Raw genomic sequence first — 25352 nt, 5'->3', positions numbered from 1 at the left:
CCAGGACATGGACCAGGATACGGGCCAGGACACGGACCAGGATATGGACCGGGACATGGACCAGGATATGGACCGGGACATGGGTTTCCTGGACCAGGAGGTTATTGGCATGGAGGATATTATATCCTGAATGGTAGAAGATGGTACTTTGTGCCAGGGGTTGGATGGGTTGTTGTATACTAAAAAATAATAAAGCTGATTAATCTTTTTAATCAGCTTCTACATAAGTAATCTATACCTCAAATGGGTTATTTCGCCTATTTTATTCATAACCAAGGTTTACTTTTTGGACTTTCATAAGAGATCACTAACGATTTATAAGCAATAAGAAAAAATACCAGTATCCAATTGATCGGATAACTGGTATTTTTATTAATTTCACTAGAAAGTATAAATTAGCAGCGCAGAAGAAAACTCGAAGTTAGTTGCCAATTTTAGGAATTAAGTATAAGTGCAACTATGCCTCTGTCTTCACCTAAGGATCGCCAATCGGCTAGTTTTCTTTATTTTTCAACTCCAAAAACAATTCCGCCTTGCTTTCTCGCAGATTCAGTTACTGTTAATACTAACTTGCTAAGCTCTTTTAATTTTTCATATTCAGTTATATTTGATTCTTTTATAATGCTAGTAATATTTTGGATTTCATATAGCATATCATTTGGTACTTGGCTAACTTCTAATGACTCTCGTTGCTTCGATTTATGGTTAATCAAAGTAATTTTTGAAATTGGAGATGGTTTATCAAGAACTAAAGTTCCAATTTCACCAGTAATTTCACTTTCGATATATGATTGAGAGACTTTAGAGCATTGGATGCTACAAGTGAAGTTTTCATAATTTAATACTAATGTTCCACTACCATCTATACCGGTACGCAATTTAACAGGTGTATAATTTACTGAGGCTGGTTTTCCGAATAAACCGATCACTACATAAATTGGATAAACACCTAAATCTACTAATGCCCCACCAGAAAATTCGGGAGAGAAAACATTTGGATTCTCACCTCTAAGGAATGCATCATATTTAGAAGAATATTGTAAATAATGCAGATTAGCACTTCTAATTTGGCCGATTTTTTCTAAACCTTCTTTTAAAGCTGTAAAGTTTGGTGAGTGGAAGTTACGAATTGCTTCGAATAAATAAACTCCATTTTCTTCTGCAACTTTAAAGGCATGATCTAACTCTTTAATTGTTGAGAAAATTGGTTTTTCACATATGACATGTTTTTTATTCTTTAATAATAAAATGCTTTGTTCATAGTGTAATGAGTTCGGAGATGCTATATATACTACGTCGATATCAGGGCTTGTTGCTAACTCTTCAATATTCGTAAAAAACTTAGGAGCGTTGTGCTTTGTAGCAAATGCTCTTGCAGTTTCTTCATTTCTAGAATAGATCGCAGTTAAATTAAGCAATTTACTATCCTTTGAAGCTTCGATAAAACTTTCTGTAATCCAGCTTGTTCCAATGGTACCTAAATTCATTTTTTCAACTCCTAAAAAATAATTAGTTAACTTTATCTTTACAATCCTAATCGAAAGATATGTTAAAATAAAGTAAAATACATCGAAGGAAGTGACATTTTATGAAGAAAATTTGTGTTTATGCTGGTTCAAATCTTGGGAATAGAGAGTCATTTAGTCTTCAAGCAAAAAAACTAGGTGACTTATTTGCTAGTAATAATATAGATTTAATATATGGTGGATCAAGACTAGGGATTATGGCAGAAATCGCAAATGAAGTATTAAAACAAGGTGGAAATGTCATTGGCATTATGCCTGGTGGATTATTTCGTGGAGAGGTTGCCCATAAAGGGCTAACGCAATTCATTGAGACAGAATCAATGCATGAGCGTAAAGCTTTGATGAACGAGATGTCCGATGGGTTTATTGCACTGCCGGGCGGAATTGGTACTTTCGATGAATTATTTGAAATTATTTGTTGGGCACAAATTGGAATCCACAATAAGCCAATCGGTTTATTAAATGTTGATAACTTCTTTAGCCCTGTGTTAGATTTACTTAAACATGCTATAAAAGAAGGATTTATGAACGAGAATACAATTTCATTATTTGTTGTTGCAGAAAATGCAGACGACCTATTAAAACTAATGCAAAACTATGAGCCACCTGTTATGCAAAATAAATGGAAGCAATTAGAAGGCAAATAAATTTTTCAGACTGCCCGCCAAACGNNGCGCCTCGAAAGACAAGCGCTTGCAATCAGTCTGAAAGTCATGTTTGTGTACCCACAATTTTGTGGGTTTTTTGCGTTTTATTATGAGTTATAATGAAATTCTTGCAGATTTAGAGGGTTTCTAGATCAACGAAGTTCACAACTTATCAACAATGTTCGATATAAATTCGTACTTTTCAGTCTGAATTCACTAGTTATCAACATACCAAATACACTTGAATTTGAATCCTATGACTTTATGAATAAAAAATTACAACTTTATAAACATTGTTCACAACTTTATCAACAAAGTTAGCATTATGTTGCATTCTATCCACAACCAATATTTTGCATAAAAAAAAGGGCTCTTTATGAGAGCAGCCCTTTATCCATCAATTTTCTTGCTTTCTTCTATTTTTAAACCATTTTGCTGGGCTCAATTTTTTACGATAGTTCGTCATAACATCTTTACCTACAAATACTCCACCAATCCAAAACATTCCTTCTCCAAGAATAACTAATAGAGCGATCAGACCAGCTTTTAAGCTCCCAGAAACAGGTAAAAAAGGTAAAGCAAAGATTAATAAATATGGGATAAATGAGCCAAATACTAAGTAATATGGTATTCTTTTCATAAAGTTCTCCTTTCAATTCCTTCCATGAGGATAGCATTAATTATTGAGAAAAGGAAGGGGAAAACTTTACAGTTAGTAAGAGATTATTGCACTTATAGGAGGCCTCAAGATGAATCGAGATATTGTTCTTGAGCTAAAAAGCGTAAATAAGACGATTAGCAATCAAAAGATTATTAAAGATATTAGTTTTGAATTATATAAAGGTGAAGTTTTGGGTTTACTTGGGCCAAATGGTTCAGGAAAAACGACGACAATGCGAATGATCGTTGGACTTATGAGTATCACGAGTGGTGAGATTTATATCCAAGGCAATTCGATTAAGAACAACTTTAAAGAATCGATCAAACAGATCGGAGCAATGATTGAAACTCCTGCATTTTACCCTTTTTATAGTGGGTATAAAAATCTATTGTATTTTGCTCGAATGTTAGAAGGTGTTTCAAAGGAAAGAGTTCTTGAGGTTATTGATTTACTTGGACTTTCGAATGCCATACATAAAAAGTTTTCAACTTATTCCTTAGGGATGAAGCAAAGATTAGGAATTGCTCAAGCGTTATTACATAATCCTTCAATTTTAATATTAGATGAGCCAACTAATGGATTGGATCCAGCTGGAGTAAGAGAAATCCGTGACTATTTAAAACGTATTGCTGAGGTCGAACAAACAGCAATCCTACTTTCTAGTCATCTATTATCTGAAATCGAATTGATTTGTGACCGCTCAATTATTATTCAAAATGGTCAATTTGTTGAATCAATTGATCTGAATGATAAAAGTGGTGAGAAGCTATTTATTGAAATTGTTGTAAAAAGCACGAAAGCTTTTGAAAGTAGCTTTACAAATAAAGATAACAAGTACAAATTTGATGTTATTAATGATCGATCAATTATGTTTGAGATTGATGAAGAAGAGATTCCTTCATTAATGAAAGAATTGGTACTGGCAGGGATAGAGATTTATTATGTAACTCGCAAAAAAGAAAGGCTAGAAGATTTGTTCATTCAATTGACAGGAGGAAATGTCATTGAGTAATTTTATTCGATTAATTGAGAACGAATTACGTAAAATATTTGTTCAAAAATCATTTATCATAACGTTAATTTTACTATTTATCCCGATTATTGTTCTAGGAAGATGGGATTATGTAGAAAAGGAAAGCGGAGCAGCAAAAGCTGAAAACTGGAGAACAGAATTAAAAATAGAAAATAAAAAGATAGAAGAAGCATTAGCAGAGCAAAACTCTTCAGACTTACCAGCATTTGCTAAAGAACAAAAAGAGACATATGAGTTCAATAAGTATCGACTTGCACATAATATTTCACCAATTCAACAACACACTGTGTTGGATTTTATGAAAAAAGGTGCGATCGTAACGAACTTTATAGGAATCCTTCTTATTTATTTTGCAAGTAATATGATGTCAAAAGAGCATCAATGGAAAACGATTAATTTCCTGCTCGTTAAACCATCAACAAGACGAATGATCTATTATGCAAAATTTTTAAGCTTGGTGGTATTATATTTCATCTTTTCTTTTGCAATCATCATCTACTCATTTATTATAGGTAGTGCATTAAACGGCTTAGATTTTAGTGCTCAACCGGTATTACAATATGTGAATAACCATGTAGTAGAGCAAGGTATTTTACCAAGTTTACTAAACGATTACTTAATTAATCTACTACCATACTTATTCTTTGTTGCAGTTGCTTATTTCTTATCAACTGTTTTAAGGACAAGCAGTATTTCTTTATTAATAAGCATAATACTATTAGCAACTTCAGATGTGATCGCAACATTATTAAGAACAAAAAACTGGTCTAAGTTCTTACCATTTATGCACACTGATTTAACGGTTTACACAAAGGGGATCAATATAGAAAACGGCATGAGAATTGAATTTTCTATAGCAGTATTGGTCGTTTATATTTTGTTATTTCTTGTTACTGCTGGCGAACTCTTTAAGAAGAGGGATGTTGCTGGGCAATAGAAAAAAGGATAAGGTAAAACGCCTTATCCTTTTACTCTATTCTTATCTCTCCTTCAGCATTGATCCGTATGGAATGGTGTTAGTAGTAGATGTTTTGTAAACCGAGCAAACGTTGACTTGTGCAGATTTGTTATACTCCCATTTTAGACATGCGTTTTGGTTGTATTCGACAGATGAATCTGTTGTGAAAAAAATAACAGCTAGACTAAAAATAGTAAATCCACCAATTAGGCCTCGTTTAATTTCATCGCAATTTTCTTTAAGCCATAGAATAGATTTGCGCATATACTCCTCCAAGAGTTTAAAATAAATATAAGTAATTCATTCTATGAACAAAAAGGGTAAGATAATACAAATCTATGGATAAGTTTACCTAGAAGAATATTCCAAATAAAAAGGCACCTTTGCCCAAAGATGCCTTTTTTATAACTATTCTATTTTAGTCCTCTTGTTTCAGTAATCCATATAAGAATATATTCATAATTTCATCTACTACTTCTTTTTGTTGGATATATTGTGAGGTTGTTTGGTCCATATTTAAAAAGGCTTGGCTCAAGACTTGGATATAGATTAGTAATGTTTTGTTTTGAACCTCATTTCGAACTAAACCTAGTGAACGTCCTTCATCGATTAGGGAAATCAGCAATTTGAATGATTTGTTCATTGTAAAATCTAAAACTAATTCTTGTAGTTCAGGGTCTTTTTTCATTAATGCTGTAAACATTTCAAGATTAATTATATCAAGACCGTTTTTCTTACGAATAAATAATTCTTTAATTTTTTCTTTAAATGGAATATCACTTGAAAGCATTTGTTTTGTTTCTTCGTATTGTTGATCCATTAATCGAATAATTGTAGCTTTTAGTAGGGCTTCTTTACTACCATAATAATTGTAAATTGATACTTGTGATACATTCGCTAACTTTGCAATATCTGCTATTTTTATATCATTTAAAGGTAATGACAATAATTTAGTCGTGCTTTTTTCAATGCTCTCCATCTTCTGCAGAGTTCGTTTTTTATATCCATCCAATATCGGTACCTCCGTCGCGATCTATACAATAGTATATCATGTTTTGAAATATTTTATTAAAATTATTTCAAAACATATTCTCTTTTTTAGGATTGAGGTATATACTAGTTTTGTAATAAACACAACGGAATATTTCAAAACAAAGCGGGAGGTTCATTTATGTACGCGATTGAAATTAATAATTTAACGAAGACCTATGGCAATTCAAGGGGTATCACAGATATAAGCTTCAATATAGAAGAGGGAGAAATATTCGGATTTATCGGTCCAAATGGTGCAGGTAAATCAACTACAATTCGAACTTTACTCTCGTTAATTTATCCAACGAGTGGTAGTGCAAAAATATTTGGAAAGGACTGTGTACAGTTTGCTCCAGAAATAAAAAAAGAAATCGGTTATTTGCCATCTGAAGTTTTTTATTATGACAATATGAAAGTGATGGATTTGTTAAAATACTCAGCTAGTTTTTATAAAAAAGATTGCACGAAACGAATAAAAGAATTAGCTGAAGTAATGGACCTCGATTTAACGAAGAAAATTGATGATTTATCTTTAGGGAATAAAAAGAAGGTAGGGATTGTCCAAGGATTACTTCATGAACCGAAGTTAATCATATTGGATGAACCGACAAGTGGTCTTGATCCTTTAATGCAACAAAGATTTTTTGACTTATTAGAGGAGGAAAACAAAAAAGGAGCAACGATTTTATTTTCATCTCACATTTTAAGTGAAGTTCAGCGTTTATGTGATCGAGTTGCAATTATTAAAGAAGGTAAGATTGTGACAGTAGAAAAAATAAGCACATTACAAGAAAACAATTACAAACGATTTAATATAGATAGTCAAAACGGTGTAGATCCAAATTTCTTCAATATACCAGGTGTAAATAATATTGAAATCAAAGGTAAAACGATTAGCTTTATTTTTAAAGGTAATATCAATAAAGTTTTAAAGAAAATAGCGGAAATCGAAATTGAAAACTTATGGATTGAAGAGCCTGACCTGGAGGAAATTTTCTTACATTATTATGAAAAGGAGGCCTAATAAGCAATGAATATTTTTTTACATGAATTAAAAGCTTATCGGAAATCCACCTTTATTTGGACAGCTTCTTTAATGGCAATCGTCGTTTTTTTCTTATCTTTATTTCCAGCTATAGCAAAGGATTATGTACAATTCTCAAAAGTGTTGGAAGGTTATCCTGAGGGAGTAAGAAAAGCACTTGGACTTGAAATTGAGAGCTTTGGAAATGTTTTAGGATTTTATTCTTACGTATTCATTTATATTTCACTTTGTGGAGCAATTCAAGCCATGATTTTAGGTACTTCAATTATTTCAAAGGAAGTACGTGAAAAAACAGCCGATTTTCTTCTAACAAAACCAGTAACTAGAACAAAAGTTATGACTTCAAAGATTTTTGCTGGTGTTGTTTCGTTAGCGATTACAAATGTATTCTATTTGGTTGCAACGATTATGATGGCTCAGCATGTAAAAACAGCGGATTATAGTAGTAAGTCAATTATTTTACTTTCTGTATCGTTATATATAACACAATTACTATTTTTTGGAATAGGCATTTTAGTATCAGTTGTATTCCCAAAAATCAAAGTGGTACTATCAATTTCTCTTGCGATTGTTTTTGGATTTTTCGTAGTTGGTATGGTAGTAGCAACAGATGAAAGCAATGCCAAACGTTTTCTATCACCTTTTAAATATTTTGAACCGAAATATATCATTGCTCATTCAAAATTTGAATCAAACTTTTTATTCGCGTCGATTGGAATTATTCTCGTTTCAATCATTGTAAGCTACATGATTTATAAGAAAAGGGATATTCACGCGGTATAAATTATAGGAAAGGGAGGGTGGAAATGAATTTATTTTTAAGAGAAATGAAGACATATCGAAAATCGATTATTTTTTGGTGTATCGGAATTGTTTTTTTAGTCGGTAGTGGAATGGCAAAATATAAAGCTACAGCATCCAATGGCCAAATAACCGACCTTTTTAATCAAATGCCGAAATCTCTTCAAGCTATTATGGGCTCAGGAGCACTAGATTTATCAAAGGCAAGCGGATATTTTGGCATCTTAGTTTTATATTTATATTTAATGGCAACGATTCATGCGGCAATGTTAGGGGCTAATATAATTGCGAAAGAAGAGCGAGATAAAACAGCCGAGTTTTTATTTGTAAAACCTATTTCTAGAATGAAGATCATAACTTCTAAGTTAATGAGTGCTGTAGTAAACGTCCTTATTTTTAACGTTATTACGTGGATATCTAGCGTACTAATAGTAGGAAAGTATAGTAAAGGTGAGCATGTAAATGGTGATATAGCTGTGGTAATGGTCGGGATGTTTATTTTACAGCTATTATTTTTAGTAATTGGTTCGGCTATAGCTGCAGTTTGTAAAAATTCTAAAAAGGCTGCCTCTTATGCAACTGGTATTCTACTAATCACATTTATCATATCAATTGCAATTGATTTAAATGATCGGATTGAAGGTTTGAAATATCTTACGCCGTTTAAGTACTTTGAAGCGAAAAATATTATGTATGGTGGAGGATTTGACGGTATTTATACAACTATATCGATCGGATTAATTATTATATTAACGATTGTCACGTATGTTTCGTTTAAGAAACGGGACTTGCATTTGTAGGGAAAAGCAATTAAATAGAAGAACCAATTGTGTCAAAATCTAAGATAGGAATATTTTGGATTTGTTGACACTTTTTTTATTAAATATTATATTCAGAAAATATTGACATATATTATTAATCGCAATACCTTTATTATAGTAGGTTATTTCTTGCAAGGGGGTAAAACGAGGGGATGTTTCAGCCAACAAAAGAATTTGCAGAATTTCTAGATCAAAAAGATTCATTATCAAATTATCGTGATGAGTTCTACTTACAACCCAATACGATCTATTTAGATGGAAATTCGCTAGGACTTCTTTCAAAAAGAGCAGAACAAAGTTTACTAGATTTATTAGATTCATGGAAGACACTTGCAATCGATGGATGGATGCTGGGCGATCATCCATGGTATTATTTTGCAGAAAAATTGGGAGCATTAAGTGCACCATTAGTCGGGGCAAAAGAGAATGAAGTGATTGTAACTGGTTCAACAACTACAAATCTTCATCAATTAATTGCATCTTTTTACCACCCAAATGGTCAAAAAACGAAAATATTAGCGGATGAATTAAACTTTCCGTCAGATATTTATGCTATTCAAAGTCAATTAAAATTAAAGGGCTTTGACCCAGCAACTCACTTAATTCAAGTTAAAAGCCGTGATGGTCGAACAATTAGAGAAGAAGACATTATTGAAGCAATGACTGATGAAATTGCCTTAATTATTCTTCCAACTGTTTTATATCGAAGCGGTCAATTATTAGATATAGAGCGCCTAACAAAAGCTGCACATGAGCGTGGAATTGTAATTGGTTTTGATGGATGCCATTCTGTTGGCGCAATCCCTCACAAGTTCCATGAATGGGATGTGGATTTTGCTTATTGGTGTAATTATAAGTATTTAAATAGTGGACCAGGTGGAGTGGGAAGTTTATTCGTTCACGAAAAGCATTTTGGAACAATGCCTGGATTAGCTGGTTGGTTCGGTTCAAATAAAGAAAAGCAGTTCGATATGAAGCATGAATTTGTTCCATCTGATACAGCTGGTGCTTATCAAATCGGTACACCACATATTCTAAGCATGGCGCCGCTTGCTGGCTCACTTGAAATGTATAAAGAAGCTACAATTGAGCGAATTCGCGAAAAGTCATTACACAGTACAGCTTATTTAATGAGCTTAATCAATGAAGAATTAAGTGATTTTGATTTTACAATTGGTAATCCACTTGATGATTCATATCGTGGTGGACATGTTTGTCTTGAACACGATGATGCTGCAAGGATTTGTAAAGCATTAAAGTTAAATGGGATTGTTCCAGACTTTAGAGCACCAAACGTAATCAGATTAGCACCAATCGCATTTTATACTTCTTATGTAGATGTTTGGAATAGTGTACAAATCTTAAAGAAAATCATGGTTGAGAAACAATATGAACAGTTTAAGAATGAACGAGAAATCATCGCTTAGGAGTTGTATAAAATGACATTAATCGATATATCAAGAAGACTTGAAGATGGTATGCCTGTATGGCCAGGTGATACAAATTTTTCGTTCCAATTAAGTTGGACAAAAGAAGAAAGTGGCTCTGTTAATGTTGGGAAGTTAACTTTAAGTACTCATACTGGAACGCATATTGATGCGCCATTTCATTTTGATGAAAATGGAAAGAGAGTCATAGATTTAGATCCTAATTTATATGTAGGCATTGCAAAAGTAATCGAGCTGATTGAAGTAGATAGCATTAAAAAGTCGGATTTAGAAGCTTTTCAATTCGATGGTGTAGAACGTCTTTTAATTAAAACAAACTCATGGAAAAATGATAGCGTTTTCCCAGAGAGAATTCCACATATTGAAAAGGATGCAGCAGAGTTTTTACACGAAAAAGGCGTTAAATTAGTTGGAGTAGATGTACCTTCAGTAGACCCACTTGATAGTAAAGAATTAGAAGCACATCATGCTCTTCATCATGCCGGTATTCATATTCTCGAATCGATTGATTTAAGAAATGTAACTCCAGGTGAGTATGAGCTTATTGCATTACCGCTACCATTAACAGATGCAGATGGTAGTCCAGTACGAGCGGTTTTACGAAAATTAGTTTAGGGGGAAAAAGGAAATGACACAAGAGCAAAAAAAATTGACAGATTACGAGAAGTATATTCGAACAGAAGAATTATTAAGTTTACAAAAACCTGATGAAGAATTATTTTGTCCGGATGAATTAACGTTTCAAACGGTTCACCAAATTGCTGAGTTGCATTTTAAATTAATCATCCAATCTATTCATTTTGCAGATCAACATATGCGTGCAAAAGAGGTTACGAAAGCAACACATCATTTACAACGCATTAATAATCATTTAGTACATTTACCAGCGGTTTTTGACATGGTAAAACTAGTAAGTCCAAGTGACTATCATATTATTCGTTTAGCTTTAGGTAGAGGTAGCGGTCAAGATTCTCCAGGATTTAATGAAATCTTAAAATTAGGTCCAACACTTTGGCAGCCTTTTAAAGATTTATTAGATGAAAATTTACTTACACCTGTTCAATTACATCAAGATGCAGCTAAAAACTTTGAGTTATTCCAATTAATGCAAGAATTAACTTGCTTCGATGAAAAATTCCAATCATTCCGCAGACAGCATATTCAACTTGTTCGTCGCATGATTGGTATGAATACAAAGAGCTTAAAAGGAGTACCAGCAGAAGCATTAGAACGTGCTGTACGATTTGAATTTTATCCTGAATTATGGCAAACGGTTTGTGACTTAACAGATTTAACTGGATCAAGCTATAATCCAAAGCCACTTTAATTTAAAAGGTTGATAGGAGAAAAAACAGATTCGATTATTCGGATCTGTTTTTTTTTTACTTAAAATGGAAAAATTGCATTATGGGTATGATAAGCCCATATGATTTTTTATTAGAGCGGGGTGAGTTCATGGAAAAAAATCTTCAAAAGCAATTAGACTTTGCTGCTTTTTTAAGTGTTATTTCCTACTTAGTTCTTGCGAGTGTAAAAATACTTGTTAGTTTTTATACAAATTCTAGTGCTCTTTTAGCTGATGGACTTAACAATGTGACTGATATTGGTGCAACTTTGGCTGTATTTATCGGAATAAGAATCGCAAGAAAACCGAGAGATTTAGACCATCCGTATGGACATTCAAGAGCAGAGCAAATAGCTACTTTAATTGCATCTTTTATTATGATGTCAGTTGGTTTACAGGTTATTATTGAAAATATTCGATCACTTTTCGTTGGAGAATATGAGACTCCGAATAGACTAGCAGCTGTAGTGGCATTTGCTTCTGGAATTTTTATGTTTGGCATTTATTTTTATAATAATAAAGTTGCCAAGAAAACAAAGAGTAAGGGGCTTGAGGCTTCAGCAAAAGATAATTTTTCCGATGCATTAGTTAGCTTCGGAACGACGATTGGTGTTCTAGGTGCTTCGATTGGTTTTCCTATTATCGATCCAATCGCGGCCATTTTAGTAGGTGCGATAATTTGCAAAACAGCATGGGAGATTTTTTATGATGCAACCCTCCTATTAACGGATGGATTCGATCCAGAAGAAATGAATCTCTTTACAGAAACAGTTGATAAAGTACCAGGCGTACATAAAGTTGTAGATTTAAGAGCAAGAATGTACGGGAATACAACAATCGCAGATGTAGTCATTGAAGTAGACGGCGGAATAGATGTGAGTAAAAGTCACGGTATCACAGACCAAATCGAAATGATCTTAAGTGAACAACATGGAATCCAATATACACACATTCATGTTGAGCCATTAAGGTCAGGGAGAGCAGGAAAGGATTAGTTGGATAATAACGGGAAAGGGGATTGAAAAAGAATTTAAACTTTTTCAATCCCCTTTTTATTTAATTCATATCTTGCTTAATAAATACGATGAAAGAGATTAGTAATGCTGATATTCCCCATATTGCTAAATTCATAATAGAGAAGTGCATGTTTAATCCCTCGATGGACGGGAGTTGACCGGCTAAGTAGTCAGTTAGGCCAAGGTTTACACTAAAGAAATATTTTGCTCCTGACCATGATGTAGCGAGTCCGCTTAGAACGCTTCCTGTTATTAAAGCGGCTAGCATAATACCCATTGCAGCGGGTGTTGTTCGTACTAATACGGATACCATAAATGAAAGAGTTCCGATTATTATACAAACAAACCAAGCAAGTCCAAAGGCCATAATAATGTATTGCCATTGGGGAATCAGTTGAACCGAATCAGTTAGTAGCTGGTTATTTTTGATGACAAATCCTGTTAACACAGGTACTGTCCAGCCCTTAAAACTGAAAACAAATCCTGAAACGACATATGCCAATACGCCGTATAGAACGAGTAGAAAAGAGATTAATAAACAAATGGATATGTATTTACTAAGTAACACCTTCCATCTTTTGATTGGACGGGTAAGTAGGATTTTTATCGTACCGTCGCTTCGCTCACCAGATATAATATCGATTGTGATGACCATGACCAATAAAGGTAAAAGTAGCCACCCAATACTTTGTTCAATTAATTTTCGTATAAATGTAGGTGCACCTGGAGTAGTAGGGTTTATGTCGTTATCCAAATAATATTGCTCTTGATCAATTTGAACCTTTAACCAACTTTTCCATTCTTCAGGTATTCCTGATGAATTTAATCTATTTTGTTGGTCGACTATTTTTTGTTGAAGTGCTACTTTCCAATTATCAGTACCAAGTCTTTTAATTGTTTCTTCAGTTTGCTGCAGTTGAGCATAAACAAAAATAGGGATTAACACTGCTAAAATGAAAAAAATAACAAGTATTCTTCTTTTCCTTACCATTTTTTCAATTTCGTTAAAGACGAGTCTAATTAGTTCAGCCACGAACTTCGCCTCCAGTCATTTCCATGAATAAATCTTCCAATGTTTCAGACATTGTTTTAACGCCATTCACTTGTACATCTTCTGCTACGAATTGTTGAATGACCTCATTTATATTAAGAGGCGACATTCGGCACAGTATAAGCTCATCCTTTATTATGATATCTTGAATCGTAGAATCCTTTTTTAATATATCTAGCCCTTTTTGTATTGGAGAAACTCGCCATTCAACTCTTTCAGCAGCTTCCTTTACTAATTCTTTTACTGTTGAAACTCTAATCATTTTCCCTTTATTTATAATTCCTACGCGATCGCAAATCATTTCGATTTCACTTAATAAATGACTTGAAATAAATACACTTATATTTTGCTCTTTTACTAGCATATGAATAAATTCACGTAATTCACGAATACCGGCTGGGTCTAAACCATTAGTTGGTTCATCTAAAATAAGAAGTTTAGGGCCTCCAAGTAACGCTTGAGCAATTCCTAATCTTTGCTTCATACCGAGTGAATACGTCTTTACTTTTTCATGAATTCGATCCGTTAATTTTACTAAATTTACGACTTCACTTATTTTTTTATCATCTTTAATTCCTAACATTCTCGCAAATTGATTTAGATTCTCCCATCCAGTTAAATAACTGTATAATTCTGGATTTTCTACAATACATCCAATTTGTTGCATCGCTTCTTTGAAATGAGTTTTAACTGGATAACCAGCGATTTCAATTGTTCCTTTTGATGGTTTGATTAATCCGACTAGCATTCGTATAGTTGTTGTTTTTCCAGCTCCATTTGGACCTAGAAAGCCAAATACTTCACCTTCATAAACTTCAAATGAAACGTTATCGACTAGTACTTTTCCTTTAATACCCTTTGTAACACCCTCTAATTTAAGAACTTTATTCATTCGACTCACCTCGAAGCTGACTTCCTATTTTACTAGTTAAGCGATTGGCCATTTCTATATAACCGTCTTTGTTGGGATGAAAATGGTCAGTGTACAAATATTTCTTTTCTTCGTTAAAAAATAAATCGAATGTTGGAATGACGTAAGCATTTTTAGTTTGAAGTACCGATAATTCGAGTAGATTGTTCCATCTAGATACAAAGCTTGACGATGCATCCAAACCTTGAACATTATGAAATGGATTATAATAACCAAACGCATAAATAGATGCTGTAGTATTTTTTTGACGTATTAGTTTAAAAATTGATTGTAGATTATTTTTAAACGTTTTTTCATCTGGTCGATATGTCTTTAAAAATTGTTCATTTAATTGATTAGCGCCAGGAAATAAATCATTACTTCCAATGGAAAGAACAATTATGTCCGCAGTGCCAATCGTTTCTTGTATATTATTTTTCTTTAAATCGTTAAGTAAATTTGATGTTTTTGCGCCACTAACAGCTAAATTAGTGATCGTTGTTGGTTGTTTATATTCTTTTTGTAGAATGGTTTTTAATCTTCCTACATAACCTGTTCCTTCATCATCACCGACACCACGCGTAAGTGAATCTCCTAATGCAACAATCTTCAGTTTATTGTTTTTGTGAACAATGTCATTTTGATTATTTTTCTGTGCATTATTATCCACAATTAGTTTGCTTTTTTGAGGATTTAAAACAGAATAAGCACCTTTCACGAAGCCATATGATAATAAGAGAAAACAAAGCAATGAAAAAAACATGATAAACCGAACAAAATGATTGTATTTCAAATTTCACACCACCAAAAAAGGAAAAATTTTCATTATAAAATCATTATTACCATAATAAAATTAGATTTGCACGAAAAAACCTGTCCTCAAAAAAAGAAGACAGGTAGATTCGTTTTATGAGGCACGTTTTAATTCTTTTACTTCTAATTTTTGTTCATTATTTAGGAAGTAATATGCCATTCCGACACCAACTGAACCACCAATAATATTTCCAAGTGTCACTGGAATTAAATTATGCAATACATCACTAAATGAAAAGGCTATATCATGTGGCATAATATAAGATAATGTAAAGACAGCTATATTTGCGATACTGTGTTCATAACCAGAGAAAAAGAAAGCAAATACTAATAAAAAGATCAGGAGCATTTTTGCTAAATCATCTTTAAATCTAGTTGGTAAAAAACAAGCAAGACAGACAAGCCAATTACATAAAATACCTTTAAAAAATAAGTGGAAAAATGATGCGTGAATTTTATGGTCAACTACACCTGTTAAAAAATGATCGGTAGGAAAATCCTTTGCTAGACCTGTAAAAAAATAAATAATCGCAAAAATAAATGCTCCAATAATATTGCCTGAGTAACATGCAATCCAGTTTTTTACTAAATCTAGTTTTGAAGTTTTTTTAGCTAAAGTTGAAAACGTAAAATACATGGTATTACTAGTAAATAATTCTCCTCCGCCATAAATAATCATAATTAATGCTGTGGAGAAAACAAGTGGATAAGCTACAGATGAAAATGGTGAATTTTGCAATCTAAATAATTCGGCTAATTTTAAACAGACAATGAGAATAAAGCTTATATAAATAGAAGCTAAGGCAGCACGAGTTAAATATTTAATTAAGCTTTGGTCTAGTATTTTCTTTTTTTTAAGAGCTAAATCAATACAATATTGGATACTATCTCGTTCCAAATGGTTTCACTCCCTATGCGCTCGATTAATCACATACATAGTATACAAACAAAAAATGTAGATAAGTATGTGAAATTATGAACAAATTATGAAATTGAACAAGTTATATACCATTTATTATTTTTACTTTACATTTTTAAATAATCCTCTTATTACTGGTTGAAGATATAATATAATTTCATAGTAAACAGGTTTAGGGAAAAAAAGGAAAGATTCAAATTAGATTTTGAAAACTTACTAATAATATGGAGAGGTGATTTCGATTGGAAAATGAATTTGAAGCAAAATTTGATGCGTTACTAAAAAAATATACGGAATTGTTATTAGGAGATTGGTCAGAGGAAAAACAAGCAAAAGTGGAAAAGTGGGTTATGTATACATACATATCAAAATCAATGCCCGCTTTAGTAAAACATTGGAATGATACATATCCTCAAGCTAAAGATGAAGTTGTTAATTTAATTAAAGAGATTAAAACGTTAAATGACCAGCATAGAGAAGCTATGGCTAACAAAAATAAGCAATAATATTTATCCATAATTTTCAAAGATGACGACATATATAAATTATGATAATATAATATTAAGTAAGGGCATACATTTTTCAATAAACAAAATTCGACAAATTATTAAATAATTGTTTTAACAAATTTCAATAGATGATACATTAGTAATATATAGAGAGAAAAGTAAAGTTTAATTTTGGGGGTAGAGTAATGGAACAAGTTATGAAGAATGCTTTTTTATTTATGTCTAAAAATAAGTTTTTGACTAAAATGGCTAAAAAATATGGCCTAAGATTTGGTGCAGGACGTTTTGTTGCAGGCGAAACAATCGATTTAGCTACAAAAGTTATTAAGGACTTAAATAAAAAGAATTTAAAAGTAACAATTGATTATCTTGGAGAATTCGTTGACACGGTTGAAGAAGCAAATGAAATGGCTGATCACTGTATCGAAGCAATTGAGGCGATTGGAAAAGAAAAATTAAATTCACAATGTTCTCTTAAAATGACTTCAATGGGTCTTGATATTTCTGACGAGTTAGTATTAGCAAATATGCGTCGTATTTTAGAGGCAGCTAAAAAGAGTGGCGTATTCGTTACAATCGATATGGAAGATTTCACTCGTTGTGAAAAAACAATTCGTATCTTTAAGCAATTAAAATCTGAGTACGATAATATCGGTACTGTTATTCAAGCTTATTTATACAGAACTGAAAACGATATTACAGATTTAAACAGTTTAAAACCAAACTTACGTTTAGTAAAAGGTGCTTATAAAGAGCCTGCTGAAGTGGCATTCCCAGAGAAAAAAGATGTGGATGAAAACTTCAAAAAAATCATTAAAATGCACTTATTAAACGGTAACTTTACTGCAATCGCTTCACATGATGAAGCAATGATTGAGTATACAAAACAATTAGTAAAAGAACATAATATTCCTAATGATCAATTTGAGTTCCAAATGTTATACGGAATTCGTACAGAGCGTCAATTAGAGCTTGTTAAAGAAGGCTATAATATGCGAGTTTATGTTCCTTATGGTACTGACTGGTACGGATACTTCATGCGTCGTCTTGCAGAACGTCCTGCAAACGTTGCGTTCGTATTAAAAGGTATGTTCAGTAAATAATTTTAAAATTAAAGGCTAACTAAAAAGGATTGAGTGAGGATCCTTTTTAGTCAGCCTTTTTCTCTTTATACAGGATTTTTTTGTGATAAGTAGTTAGTAGTAAAACAACATTATTCATATCATTGCTTTAGTCAGCAAGGTCCTAGTTTTGCTATTAAATTTGAGTGAAAAAAGCTTACTGACCCATGTTTTTTTTACCGTACTGCTGATTGTTACTTTGTCTACCTTTTTCTTCTTTTTGATCTCCATGGCTTGCATTACCTTGAACACTTGCTGCACTAACTCCACCCTTTGATGGATTTCTTTCACGTTTCATATCTTATCACCTCCATTTCTTAGACTAACCTATTTAAATAAACTTATTAGTAAAAAATGGGGTGTAATAAAAAAAGCAGAGGAGGAATTTAAATCATAAATAAAATTTTATTAATTTGAACTTTTTGTTTATTGCGAAAAATAAGAATTTATCATATAGTGGAAGAAGAGGGCTCATTGATAATGGATTGGTTTATCCAGAAAGTGAATGAGTATTCATTCAAGATATGAGGAGGAGAAATGCATATGATCCAAAAAATTAAAAAAGCCGCTGTACTCGGCTCTGGTGTGATGGGATCTGGTATCGCTGCACACTTGGCAAACATAGGTATTCCAACATTACTACTTGATATTGTCCCAAGAGAACTAACTAAGGAAGACGCTGCAAAAGGTCTTTCTACTGATTCCAAAGAATTTCGTAATCGATTTAGTCAAACGGCTATTCAGAAATTATTGAAACAAAAGCCAGCTCCTCTTGCATCTAAGAAAAACTTAACGTTAATTCAAGCAGGTAACTTTGAAGATGACATGAGTCGTTTAAGCGAAGTTGACTGGATTATTGAAGTAGTTGTTGAAAATTTAGCAATTAAAAAACAAGTATTAGCAAAGGTAGATGCATACCGCAAACCAGGCTCAATCGTGAGCTCAAATACATCTGGTATTTCAATTGAAGCAATGTCTGAGGACTGTTCAGATGACTTCAAGAAACATTTCTTAGGCACTCACTTTTTTAACCCACCACGTTATTTAAAATTATTAGAAGTTATTCCTACTAAATATACATCTGAAGAAGTACTTACATTTATGAAAAGTTTTGGAGAAGACGTTTTAGGTAAAGGCGTTGTATTAGCAAAAGATACTCCAAACTTTATTGGAAACCGTATTGGAACTTACGGATTACTTGTAACTGTACAAGAAATGCTACAAGGCGGATACAGTGTTGGAGAAGTTGATTCAATTACTGGTCCAATGATTGGGCGTCCTTCTAGTGCTACATTCCGTACATTGGATGTAGTTGGATTAGATACATTTATCCATGTTGCAAACAATGTTTATGAGCTTGTAGAAGGCGAAGAGAAAGAAGTATTTAAAGTTCCAGAATTTATGAAGGAAATGGCAAATCGTAATTGGCTTGGAAGTAAGTCTGGGCAAGGATTCTTCTTAAAGCAAGGTAAAGAAATCTTAGAATTAGATCCAAGCACATTTGAATACGGAGAAAGAAAAAGCTTGAAAACGGCTTCAACTGAAAGCATCAAACAAGTTAAAGGCTTAGCGAATAAGTTGAAAGCGCTTGTATACGCTGATGATCGTGCAGGTAATTTCTTATGGAGCATTATTAGCCCGGTATTAGTGTATTCAGCTGAATTGTCTGGTGAAATTTCTGATAACATCGTCGGAATTGACCAAGCAATGAAGTGGGGATTTGGCTGGGATTTAGGACCATTTGAAATTTGGGATGCAATTGGTGTATCTAAATCAGTCGTACGAATGGAAAGCGAAGGTCTAACTGTACCGAATTGGGTTAAGAATATGATCGATAGTGGCAACGAAACATTTTATAAGCAAGATAATGGAGTGACTAGCTTCTATCATAATGGTCAATTTGAAGAGCTAGTAAGAAACGAAAAAGAAGTTAAATTAAGTGTTTTAAAAGAACAAGGTCGAATTATTAAACAAAATTCAGGTGCAAGTTTAATTGACCTTGGAGATGGAGTTGCATGTTTAGAATTCCATACAAAGAGCAATGCAATTGGTATGGATATTACGCAAATGATTAACTTCGCAGTTGATGAAGTTTCAAAAAATTTTAAAGGCTTAGTTATTGGTAACCAAGCTAAAAACTTCTGCGTTGGTGCTAATTTAGCAATGATTTTAATGGAAGCGCAAGATGACAACTATTTTGAAATCGAAATGGTTGTTAAAGGATTCCAACAAGCAATGATGAAAATTAAGTACTCAGATAAGCCGGTAGTTGTAGCTCCTTACGGTATGACACTAGGTGGCGGTACTGAAATTTGTTTACCAGCTGCTAGCGTAGTTGCCTCTTCTGAAACTTATATGGGCTTAGTAGAAGTTGGAGTAGGCTTAATCCCAGGCGGGGGCGGTAGTAAAGAGCTTTACATTAAACAATTAAAACAGTTCCCAGAAGGTGTTGAGTTTGACTTGCAAGGTCTTGCAAATCGTGTATTTGAGACAGTTGCAATGGCAAAAGTATCGACTTCTGCTCAAGAAGCATTTGAAAATGGATTCTTAAATCATGATGATCGCAAAGTATTTAATGCAGATCACTTAATTTATGAAGCAAAACAACGAGTACTTGAGTTATATGAAGCAGGCTATAGCGCTCCAATTCGTGAAAAAGTACCAGTAGTTGGTGAGTCTGGGTATGCAACTTTATTAGCTGGTGCAAACTCAATGTACTATTCTGGCTATATTAGTGAACATGATTTAACAATTGCTAAGAAATTAGCGTATGTAATTGCAGGTGGAAAAGTACCATTCGGAACGTTAGTAGACGAAGAGTATTTATTAAATATTGAACGTGAAGCATTTTTAAGTTTAATTTCTGAAATGAAATCTCAAGCACGTATGCAACACATGCTTGTAAAAGGAAAACCGTTACGTAATTAATCTAAAGATGGAGGGAAGAACATGAGAGAAGCTGTTATTGTAGCGGGTGCGAGAACACCTGTAGGTAAAGCGAAAAAAGGATCACTAGCAACAGTTCGTCCAGATGATTTAGGAGCATTAGTTGTAAAAGAAACATTAAAGCGCGCGGGAAATTACGATGGTCCAATCGATGATATTATTTTTGGTTGCTCATCGCCGGAAGCTGAGCAAGGATTCAACATGGCGCGTAATATTGGAGCACTAGCTGGATTACCGCATTCAGTTCCAGGAATTACAGTGAACCGTTATTGTTCTTCAGGTCTACAAAGTATTGCTTATGCAAGTGAACGAATTATGTTAGGCCATTCTGAAGCTATTATTGCAGGCGGAGCAGAATCTATGAGTTTACTTCCAATGGGAGGGCATGTTGCTCGTTTAAATAGTAGATTAGTAGAAAATGCACCAGAGTATTATATGGGTATGGGGCATACTGCTGAGCAGGTTGCCAACCGTTATGGTATTTCAAGAGAAGATCAAGATGCTTTTGCGGTACGTAGTCATCAGCGCGCTGCAGCAGCTATTAAAGAAGGGCGTTTTGTAGACGAAATCGTTCCAGTTGATGTAACGCTACGTTCAGTTAACGCAAACAATAAATTAGAAGAAAAGAATTTTACTTTCTCTCAAGATGAGGGTGTTCGTGAAGGTACATCTTCTGAAGTATTAGCTAAATTAAGACCAGCATTTAATGTAAGAGGTTCAGTTACGGCTGGAAACTCTTCTCAAACAAGTGATGGGGCAGCAGCAGTTTTAGTAATGGATCGCGAAAAAGCAGAAGCTGAAGGACTAAGTCCATTATTAAAGTTCCGTTCTTTTGCAGTCGCTGGTGTAGCTCCTGAGGTTATGGGAATCGGACCTGTTGAAGCAATTCCAAAGGCACTTAAATTAGCAGGTTTAAGCTTATCTGACATTGGAATATTTGAATTAAATGAAGCCTTCGCTTCTCAATCAATTCAAATTATTCGTCACTTAGGTCTTGATGAAGACCGTGTAAACGTAAACGGTGGGGCGATTGCATTAGGGCATCCACTTGGTTGTACTGGTACTAAACTAACTTTATCTTTATTGCATGAGATGAAGCGTCGCGGAGAACAGTTCGGTATCGTAACAATGTGCGTAGGTGGCGGAATGGGTGCTGCTGGAGTATTTGAATTAGTGTAATAGATGTACGTAAATAGATTGGTAGAATCATGTCTTCAAACAAGTAAATAGAAAATAGGAGGAATTTACGATGGAAAAAACAATCGGTAACTTACTTAAAGGCGGAAGCTTTTTAACAACAGAAGTGACTTTTGATAAAGTTTTTACACCAGAGGATTTTTCAGATGAGCATAAATTAATTGCAAAAACAACTGAAGATTTTGTAGTTAATGAAGTTTTACCTGAATTAGAATATTTAGAGCAACACGAATTTGATCGTACTGTAAGATTATTAAAACAAGCTGGCGAGCTAGGATTATTAGCAGCAGATGTGCCAGAAGAGTATGGTGGAATCGCACTAGATAAAATTAGCTCAGCATTAATTACAGAAAAAATTTCACGTGGTGGTGGATTCTCACTTTCTCAAGGAGCGCACGTAGGGATCGGTACACTTCCAATCGTATTATTTGGAAATCATGATCAAAAGCAACGCTATTTACCAGGATTAGCATCAGGTGAGAAATTTGCAGCTTATGCATTAACGGAGCCAGGTTCAGGGTCAGATGCATTAGGAGCAAAAACTGTTGCTAAATTAAATGCTGAAGGAACTCACTACATTTTAAATGGTGAGAAACAATGGATTACAAACTCTGCGTTTGCAGATGTATTTGTTGTATATGCAAAAATTGATGGGGAGCACTTCTCAGCATTTATCGTTGAGAGAGATTATGAAGGTGTTTCGACTGGTCCAGAAGAAAAGAAAATGGGGATTAAATCATCTTCAACTCGTACATTAATATTAGAAGATGTAAAAGTTCCTGTAGAAAACCTTTTAGGTGAAATTGGAAAAGGTCATGTTATTGCATTTAATATTTTAAATATTGGTCGTTATAAATTAGCTGTTGGTACAGTTGGTGGATCGAAACGTGCTTTAGAATTATCTGCAACGTATGCTAACCAACGCCAACAATTCAAAACACCAATTGCAAAATTTAGTTTAATTCAAGAAAAATTAGCTAATATGGCTACAAAAATTTATGCAAGTGAAAGTTCAGCATATCGTACTGTAGGACTTTTTGAGGATCGCTTTAGTCAATTAACTGAAGAGCAAGCAAAAGATCCAAAAGCAGTAGCAGCTGCTGTAGCAGAGTATGCAATTGAATGTTCATTAAATAAATTCTTCTGTTCAGAAGTATTAGACTATGTAGCTGACGAAGGAGTACAAATCCACGGTGGTTATGGCTTCATGGCTGAATATGAAATTGAGCGTATTTACCGTGATTCTCGTATTAACCGAATTTTTGAAGGAACAAACGAAATTAATCGTTTAATTGTACCAAGCACTTACCTTCGAAAAGCAATGAGCGGAGAGCTTCCATTACTTCAACAAGCTCAACAAATTCAAGAAGAGTTAATGATGTTAATGCCTGAAGAAGTTGGAGACGCTCCTTTAGAGCAAGAAAAATATTTAGTACGTAATGCGAAAAAAATCGCAATCATGATCGCTGGTTTAGCAGTTCAAAAATTTGGTAAAGGATTAAGCACAGAACAAGAGATTCTAGTAAATATTGCAGATATCGTAAGTAATATTTACGCAATGGAATCGACAGTTCTACGTACTGAAAAAGCGATCAATAAAGTAGGTTTAGAAAAATCAAACCAAAAATTACTTTATACTCAAGTTTTCTGCCAAGAAGCATTTAATGAAATCGAAGCTCATGCGAAAGAAACACTTGTTGCTGTGGAGTCTGGTGATACTTTAAGAATGATGACTTCAGCACTTCGTAAGTTTACACGTCATACGCCAATTAATGTCATCGCGAAGAAACGCGAAATTGCAGCAAATGTTTTAGATGAAGAGCGTTATACTGTTTAATTATAAAAAAACTGCTGATCTGTTGATTGGCAGTTTTTTTCTCTTATTATTGAAAAAACTAGCAAGATTAAGTTAATAACTGAATAAATTTCTTTTCATGTTCAATGTTAATTTGAGACTTAAACTTCCAGTACATTTGAAGACATTGTTTAAATCTCTGTAAGTGTTCGAATTCATAAGCTCTATTCGCTACATCTAAAAGTTCATGAAGACCTTCATCAAATTTATTTTGTGCGCAATGATACAAAGCAAGTGTACCACCCAACTGCATTAATGCATAACCTTGGTAAGCGAGCGCTCTTCCGTAGTAATATCCTTCTCTGGCTGTGAGCTCTAATTTCTTCGCATAATACATTGTCTTTTTCCACTGATTATTCTCATAATACACTTGTGATATCCATTTATAAGTTAATATTTGGAAATCGTATGGCATATATTGCAAGTGCTTTAAAGCTAGTGTTATAGATTGTTGCTCTTCTTCAGTACCCCTTACCAAATAAAATTTCCTAAAATAGCTAATGGCAACTCGAATCCTTTTGCAGCACAAGTATATAAAAATGGTTCACTTCTTCGTTTATTTAAAAATCCATTTTCAAGAAAACACTCAGCGATATAATACAGATAGAATGTATCTTCATCTAACCCGAATGCTTTTGTTAATGAATCTAAATTATGTAAGGAAAGAGATTGTTTACTATTTAAAATTCTACTTATTTCACTTATATGAAGACCGGACTTTTTGGATAGCATTGTCTTATTCAAATTATTCTCATGCATATGACGTAAGATCTTGTACAGCAACTTACTATTCACTTTCGTTTCCTTCTTTCTTTCAGTATGATTTATATCATTTTATATAAAGGAATCTAAATATTATTAGTCTGTGAATGCACCTAATGCTATATTTTACTATAATTTAATATAAATTCATAATATTCTGACGTTAAGAAAGTTTAGGAAATTAAAATACAATTGTGAAGATAGTGCTAGGACCAAAATGATCGGTCAGCCTTCCTTTAAAATGAACAATTGTATCTTCATTTATTATTTATAAAAGTTTAAAGGATATTTTTTCCATAAATTGTGCCATACTAGTAAATGCTGAGAAAAGCTTAATTTTTCAGTAGAAAAAATTTAGAAAAAACTTTATATCAAAAAAATAATCTGATTTTCGATTCGAAAACACCTATAAACACGAACATTATACTAGTTTGAGTGAGTGAATGTTGTTATAATGTTGTTGTGCGACAATTTATTACAGAATTTTCGAACGGAACTATTTTAACTCGTATATTCCCTGTGATAAAATAGAATTTGGGAGGAGTTGCTAAAATGAGTATCATTTTTTATACATATCCAAAATGTGGAACTTGTCGAAAAGCCGCTTCTTGGCTTAAGGAACATAATGTTCAGGTTGAAGCAATTGATATTACATTAAATCCACCTTCAAAGGAGTTACTTGCTGATATTTATAAAGCAAGCGGAATTTCTATAAATAAATTATTTAATACAAGTGGCGTTAAATATCGCGAGCTTGGATTGAAGGATGTTATTCCAACAAAAACTGAGGACGAGCTATTAGAACTTTTAAGCTCAGATGGTAAGTTAATCAAAAGACCTCTACTTTTTAATGGAGATCAGGCGACAGTTGGTTTTAATGAGGAAGTATTTGAAAAGGTTTGGTTATAAAAATAACTATAAAATTTTAGGTAATTA

Annotated in this window: 28 protein-coding genes; 17 read left to right on the top strand and 11 right to left on the bottom strand. The window is 33.4% G+C overall.

Annotated elements, in window-relative coordinates; translation table 11 throughout:
• On the top strand, positions 1–183 hold a 183-nt coding region (locus COJ46_RS24765; protein ID WP_218008687.1), incomplete at its 5' end, for a hypothetical protein.
• A gap of 320 nt (positions 184–503) precedes the next feature.
• Here the strand turns inward: COJ46_RS24765 and COJ46_RS06595 are convergent.
• A complete protein-coding gene (locus COJ46_RS06595) occupies positions 504–1487 on the bottom strand; it encodes a Gfo/Idh/MocA family protein (RefSeq protein ID WP_097973447.1) in 984 nt (327 codons plus the stop codon).
• Positions 1488–1588: 101 nt separating this feature from the next.
• Here COJ46_RS06595 and COJ46_RS06590 point away from each other — a divergent pair, with 101 nt between their 5' ends.
• A complete protein-coding gene (locus COJ46_RS06590; RefSeq protein WP_098565776.1) occupies positions 1589–2173 on the top strand; it encodes an LOG family protein in 585 nt (194 codons plus the stop codon).
• Positions 2174–2570: 397 nt separating this feature from the next.
• On the opposite strand, the gene COJ46_RS06585 is transcribed toward COJ46_RS06590, so the two are convergent.
• Complete coding sequence (locus COJ46_RS06585; protein ID WP_056468839.1) at positions 2571–2813, bottom strand: transporter suffix domain-containing protein; 243 nt, start codon at positions 2811–2813, stop codon at positions 2571–2573.
• Positions 2814–2922: 109 nt separating this feature from the next.
• On the opposite strand from COJ46_RS06585, the gene COJ46_RS06580 reads away from it, so the two are divergent.
• The gene (locus COJ46_RS06580) at positions 2923–3846 is read left to right on the top strand and encodes an ABC transporter ATP-binding protein (RefSeq protein WP_098565775.1); all 924 of its coding nucleotides are present in this window, start codon (positions 2923–2925) and stop codon (positions 3844–3846) included.
• Positions 3839–4804: an ABC transporter permease subunit gene (locus COJ46_RS06575; protein ID WP_176522536.1), complete on the top strand. Its 966-nt coding sequence runs from the start codon at positions 3839–3841 to the stop codon at positions 4802–4804. The genes COJ46_RS06580 and COJ46_RS06575 overlap by 8 nt, the downstream gene beginning before the upstream one ends.
• Before the next feature lie 42 nt (positions 4805–4846).
• Here the strand turns inward: COJ46_RS06575 and COJ46_RS06570 are convergent, their stop codons facing one another.
• Both COJ46_RS06570 and COJ46_RS06565 read right to left on the bottom strand, forming a co-directional pair.
• Complete coding sequence (locus tag COJ46_RS06570) at positions 4847–5089, bottom strand: hypothetical protein (RefSeq protein ID WP_097976267.1); 243 nt, start codon at positions 5087–5089, stop codon at positions 4847–4849.
• 154 nt (positions 5090–5243) lie between these two features.
• On the bottom strand, positions 5244–5837 hold the full coding sequence (locus COJ46_RS06565) for a TetR/AcrR family transcriptional regulator (RefSeq protein WP_097976269.1): 594 nt from the start codon (positions 5835–5837) through the stop codon (positions 5244–5246).
• A gap of 159 nt (positions 5838–5996) precedes the next feature.
• Between COJ46_RS06565 and COJ46_RS06560 the strand changes: the two genes are divergently transcribed.
• The 7 genes from COJ46_RS06560 (at position 5997) to COJ46_RS06530 (ending at position 12312) form a co-directional block, all read left to right on the top strand.
• Positions 5997–6881 carry an ABC transporter ATP-binding protein gene (locus tag COJ46_RS06560; protein WP_097976271.1) on the top strand — a complete coding sequence of 295 codons (885 nt, stop codon included), beginning with the start codon at positions 5997–5999 and terminating at the stop codon, positions 6879–6881.
• A 6-nt stretch (positions 6882–6887) separates the two neighbouring features.
• The gene (locus COJ46_RS06555) at positions 6888–7685 is read left to right on the top strand and encodes an ABC transporter permease subunit (RefSeq protein ID WP_097976273.1); all 798 of its coding nucleotides are present in this window, start codon (positions 6888–6890) and stop codon (positions 7683–7685) included.
• A gap of 23 nt (positions 7686–7708) precedes the next feature.
• Positions 7709–8503 (top strand): ABC transporter permease subunit, encoded by a 795-nt coding sequence (locus COJ46_RS06550; RefSeq protein WP_097976275.1) that lies wholly within the window; start codon positions 7709–7711, stop codon positions 8501–8503.
• 173 nt (positions 8504–8676) lie between these two features.
• A complete protein-coding gene (kynU, locus tag COJ46_RS06545; RefSeq protein WP_097976277.1) occupies positions 8677–9951 on the top strand; it encodes a kynureninase in 1275 nt (424 codons plus the stop codon).
• Positions 9952–9963: 12 nt separating this feature from the next.
• Entirely contained in the window at positions 9964–10587 is a 624-nt protein-coding gene (gene kynB, locus COJ46_RS06540) for an arylformamidase (protein ID WP_097976278.1), read from the top strand.
• Between the two features lie 13 nt (positions 10588–10600).
• Positions 10601–11299 (top strand): tryptophan 2,3-dioxygenase family protein, encoded by a 699-nt coding sequence (locus COJ46_RS06535; protein WP_097976280.1) that lies wholly within the window; start codon positions 10601–10603, stop codon positions 11297–11299.
• 128 nt (positions 11300–11427) lie between these two features.
• A complete protein-coding gene (locus COJ46_RS06530; RefSeq protein ID WP_097976382.1) occupies positions 11428–12312 on the top strand; it encodes a cation diffusion facilitator family transporter in 885 nt (294 codons plus the stop codon).
• Between the two features lie 61 nt (positions 12313–12373).
• Here COJ46_RS06530 and COJ46_RS06525 read toward each other — a convergent pair whose 3' ends face one another.
• The 4 genes from COJ46_RS06525 to COJ46_RS06510 all read right to left on the bottom strand — a co-directional run bounded on the left by COJ46_RS06525 (position 12374) and on the right by COJ46_RS06510 (position 16005).
• Positions 12374–13333, bottom strand: coding sequence for an ABC transporter permease (locus tag COJ46_RS06525; protein WP_286133564.1), 960 nt, complete (start codon positions 13331–13333; stop codon positions 12374–12376).
• Between the two features lie 25 nt (positions 13334–13358).
• Entirely contained in the window at positions 13359–14276 is a 918-nt protein-coding gene (locus COJ46_RS06520) for an ABC transporter ATP-binding protein (RefSeq protein ID WP_098565774.1), read from the bottom strand.
• A complete protein-coding gene (locus COJ46_RS06515) occupies positions 14269–15057 on the bottom strand; it encodes a GDSL-type esterase/lipase family protein (protein ID WP_098565840.1) in 789 nt (262 codons plus the stop codon). The genes COJ46_RS06520 and COJ46_RS06515 overlap by 8 nt, the downstream gene beginning before the upstream one ends.
• A 144-nt stretch (positions 15058–15201) precedes the next feature.
• Positions 15202–16005 (bottom strand): formate/nitrite transporter family protein, encoded by an 804-nt coding sequence (locus COJ46_RS06510; protein WP_098565773.1) that lies wholly within the window; start codon positions 16003–16005, stop codon positions 15202–15204.
• A gap of 263 nt (positions 16006–16268) precedes the next feature.
• Between COJ46_RS06510 and COJ46_RS06505 the strand changes: the two genes are divergently transcribed.
• Positions 16269–16532, top strand: coding sequence for a DUF2573 family protein (locus COJ46_RS06505; RefSeq protein ID WP_097976287.1), 264 nt, complete (start codon positions 16269–16271; stop codon positions 16530–16532).
• A gap of 188 nt (positions 16533–16720) precedes the next feature.
• Complete coding sequence (locus COJ46_RS06500; RefSeq protein WP_097976289.1) at positions 16721–17638, top strand: proline dehydrogenase family protein; 918 nt, start codon at positions 16721–16723, stop codon at positions 17636–17638.
• A gap of 175 nt (positions 17639–17813) precedes the next feature.
• On the opposite strand, the gene COJ46_RS06495 is transcribed toward COJ46_RS06500, so the two are convergent.
• Entirely contained in the window at positions 17814–17954 is a 141-nt protein-coding gene (locus COJ46_RS06495) for a YuzL family protein (RefSeq protein ID WP_091023494.1), read from the bottom strand.
• A 248-nt stretch (positions 17955–18202) separates the two neighbouring features.
• On the opposite strand from COJ46_RS06495, the gene COJ46_RS06490 reads away from it, so the two are divergent.
• The 3 genes from COJ46_RS06490 (at position 18203) to COJ46_RS06480 (ending at position 23636) form a co-directional block, all read left to right on the top strand.
• Positions 18203–20584 carry a 3-hydroxyacyl-CoA dehydrogenase/enoyl-CoA hydratase family protein gene (locus COJ46_RS06490; RefSeq protein ID WP_098565839.1) on the top strand — a complete coding sequence of 794 codons (2382 nt, stop codon included), beginning with the start codon at positions 18203–18205 and terminating at the stop codon, positions 20582–20584.
• A 21-nt stretch (positions 20585–20605) separates the two neighbouring features.
• Positions 20606–21781, top strand: coding sequence for an acetyl-CoA C-acetyltransferase (locus COJ46_RS06485; protein ID WP_097976291.1), 1176 nt, complete (start codon positions 20606–20608; stop codon positions 21779–21781).
• Positions 21782–21851: 70 nt separating this feature from the next.
• Positions 21852–23636: an acyl-CoA dehydrogenase family protein gene (locus tag COJ46_RS06480; protein ID WP_098565772.1), complete on the top strand. Its 1785-nt coding sequence runs from the start codon at positions 21852–21854 to the stop codon at positions 23634–23636.
• 67 nt (positions 23637–23703) lie between these two features.
• Here COJ46_RS06480 and COJ46_RS06475 read toward each other — a convergent pair whose 3' ends face one another.
• On the bottom strand, positions 23704–24132 hold the full coding sequence (locus COJ46_RS06475; protein ID WP_098565771.1) for a hypothetical protein: 429 nt from the start codon (positions 24130–24132) through the stop codon (positions 23704–23706).
• The gene (locus tag COJ46_RS06470; protein ID WP_098565770.1) at positions 24126–24449 is read right to left on the bottom strand and encodes a helix-turn-helix domain-containing protein; all 324 of its coding nucleotides are present in this window, start codon (positions 24447–24449) and stop codon (positions 24126–24128) included. The genes COJ46_RS06475 and COJ46_RS06470 overlap by 7 nt, the downstream gene beginning before the upstream one ends.
• Before the next feature lie 519 nt (positions 24450–24968).
• Here COJ46_RS06470 and COJ46_RS06465 point away from each other — a divergent pair.
• Entirely contained in the window at positions 24969–25325 is a 357-nt protein-coding gene (locus COJ46_RS06465; protein WP_097976296.1) for an arsenate reductase family protein, read from the top strand.
• Positions 25326–25352: the final 27 nt, after the last annotated feature.

The sequence above is a fragment of the Bacillus sp. AFS077874 genome (genome assembly GCF_002566505.1).
Lineage (GTDB): Bacteria > Bacillota > Bacilli > Bacillales > Bacillaceae_G > Gottfriedia.
This window is presented reverse-complemented; position numbering and strand designations above follow the sequence as displayed.

What these genes read in the sequence shown, in the direction of transcription:
- COJ46_RS06580 (WP_098565775.1), top strand. Translation starts at nt 2,923, where the DNA reads ATGAATCGAGATATTGTTCTTGAGCTAAAAAGCGTAAATAAGACGATT.
- kynB (WP_097976278.1), top strand. Translation starts at nt 9,964, where the DNA reads ATGACATTAATCGATATATCAAGAAGACTTGAAGATGGTATGCCTGTA.
- COJ46_RS06465 (WP_097976296.1), top strand. Translation starts at nt 24,969, where the DNA reads ATGAGTATCATTTTTTATACATATCCAAAATGTGGAACTTGTCGAAAA.
- COJ46_RS06485 (WP_097976291.1), top strand. Translation starts at nt 20,606, where the DNA reads ATGAGAGAAGCTGTTATTGTAGCGGGTGCGAGAACACCTGTAGGTAAA.
- COJ46_RS06590 (WP_098565776.1), top strand. Translation starts at nt 1,589, where the DNA reads ATGAAGAAAATTTGTGTTTATGCTGGTTCAAATCTTGGGAATAGAGAG.
- COJ46_RS06520 (WP_098565774.1), bottom strand. Translation starts at nt 14,276, where the DNA reads ATGAATAAAGTTCTTAAATTAGAGGGTGTTACAAAGGGTATTAAAGGA.
- COJ46_RS06500 (WP_097976289.1), top strand. Translation starts at nt 16,721, where the DNA reads ATGGAACAAGTTATGAAGAATGCTTTTTTATTTATGTCTAAAAATAAG.
- kynU (WP_097976277.1), top strand. Translation starts at nt 8,677, where the DNA reads ATGTTTCAGCCAACAAAAGAATTTGCAGAATTTCTAGATCAAAAAGAT.
- COJ46_RS06560 (WP_097976271.1), top strand. Translation starts at nt 5,997, where the DNA reads ATGTACGCGATTGAAATTAATAATTTAACGAAGACCTATGGCAATTCA.
- COJ46_RS06585 (WP_056468839.1), bottom strand. Translation starts at nt 2,813, where the DNA reads ATGAAAAGAATACCATATTACTTAGTATTTGGCTCATTTATCCCATAT.
- COJ46_RS06495 (WP_091023494.1), bottom strand. Translation starts at nt 17,954, where the DNA reads ATGAAACGTGAAAGAAATCCATCAAAGGGTGGAGTTAGTGCAGCAAGT.
- COJ46_RS06515 (WP_098565840.1), bottom strand. Translation starts at nt 15,057, where the DNA reads ATGTTTTTTTCATTGCTTTGTTTTCTCTTATTATCATATGGCTTCGTG.
- COJ46_RS06530 (WP_097976382.1), top strand. Translation starts at nt 11,428, where the DNA reads ATGGAAAAAAATCTTCAAAAGCAATTAGACTTTGCTGCTTTTTTAAGT.
- COJ46_RS06550 (WP_097976275.1), top strand. Translation starts at nt 7,709, where the DNA reads ATGAATTTATTTTTAAGAGAAATGAAGACATATCGAAAATCGATTATT.
- COJ46_RS06480 (WP_098565772.1), top strand. Translation starts at nt 21,852, where the DNA reads ATGGAAAAAACAATCGGTAACTTACTTAAAGGCGGAAGCTTTTTAACA.
- COJ46_RS06555 (WP_097976273.1), top strand. Translation starts at nt 6,888, where the DNA reads ATGAATATTTTTTTACATGAATTAAAAGCTTATCGGAAATCCACCTTT.
- COJ46_RS06595 (WP_097973447.1), bottom strand. Translation starts at nt 1,487, where the DNA reads ATGAATTTAGGTACCATTGGAACAAGCTGGATTACAGAAAGTTTTATC.
- COJ46_RS06570 (WP_097976267.1), bottom strand. Translation starts at nt 5,089, where the DNA reads ATGCGCAAATCTATTCTATGGCTTAAAGAAAATTGCGATGAAATTAAA.
- COJ46_RS06535 (WP_097976280.1), top strand. Translation starts at nt 10,601, where the DNA reads ATGACACAAGAGCAAAAAAAATTGACAGATTACGAGAAGTATATTCGA.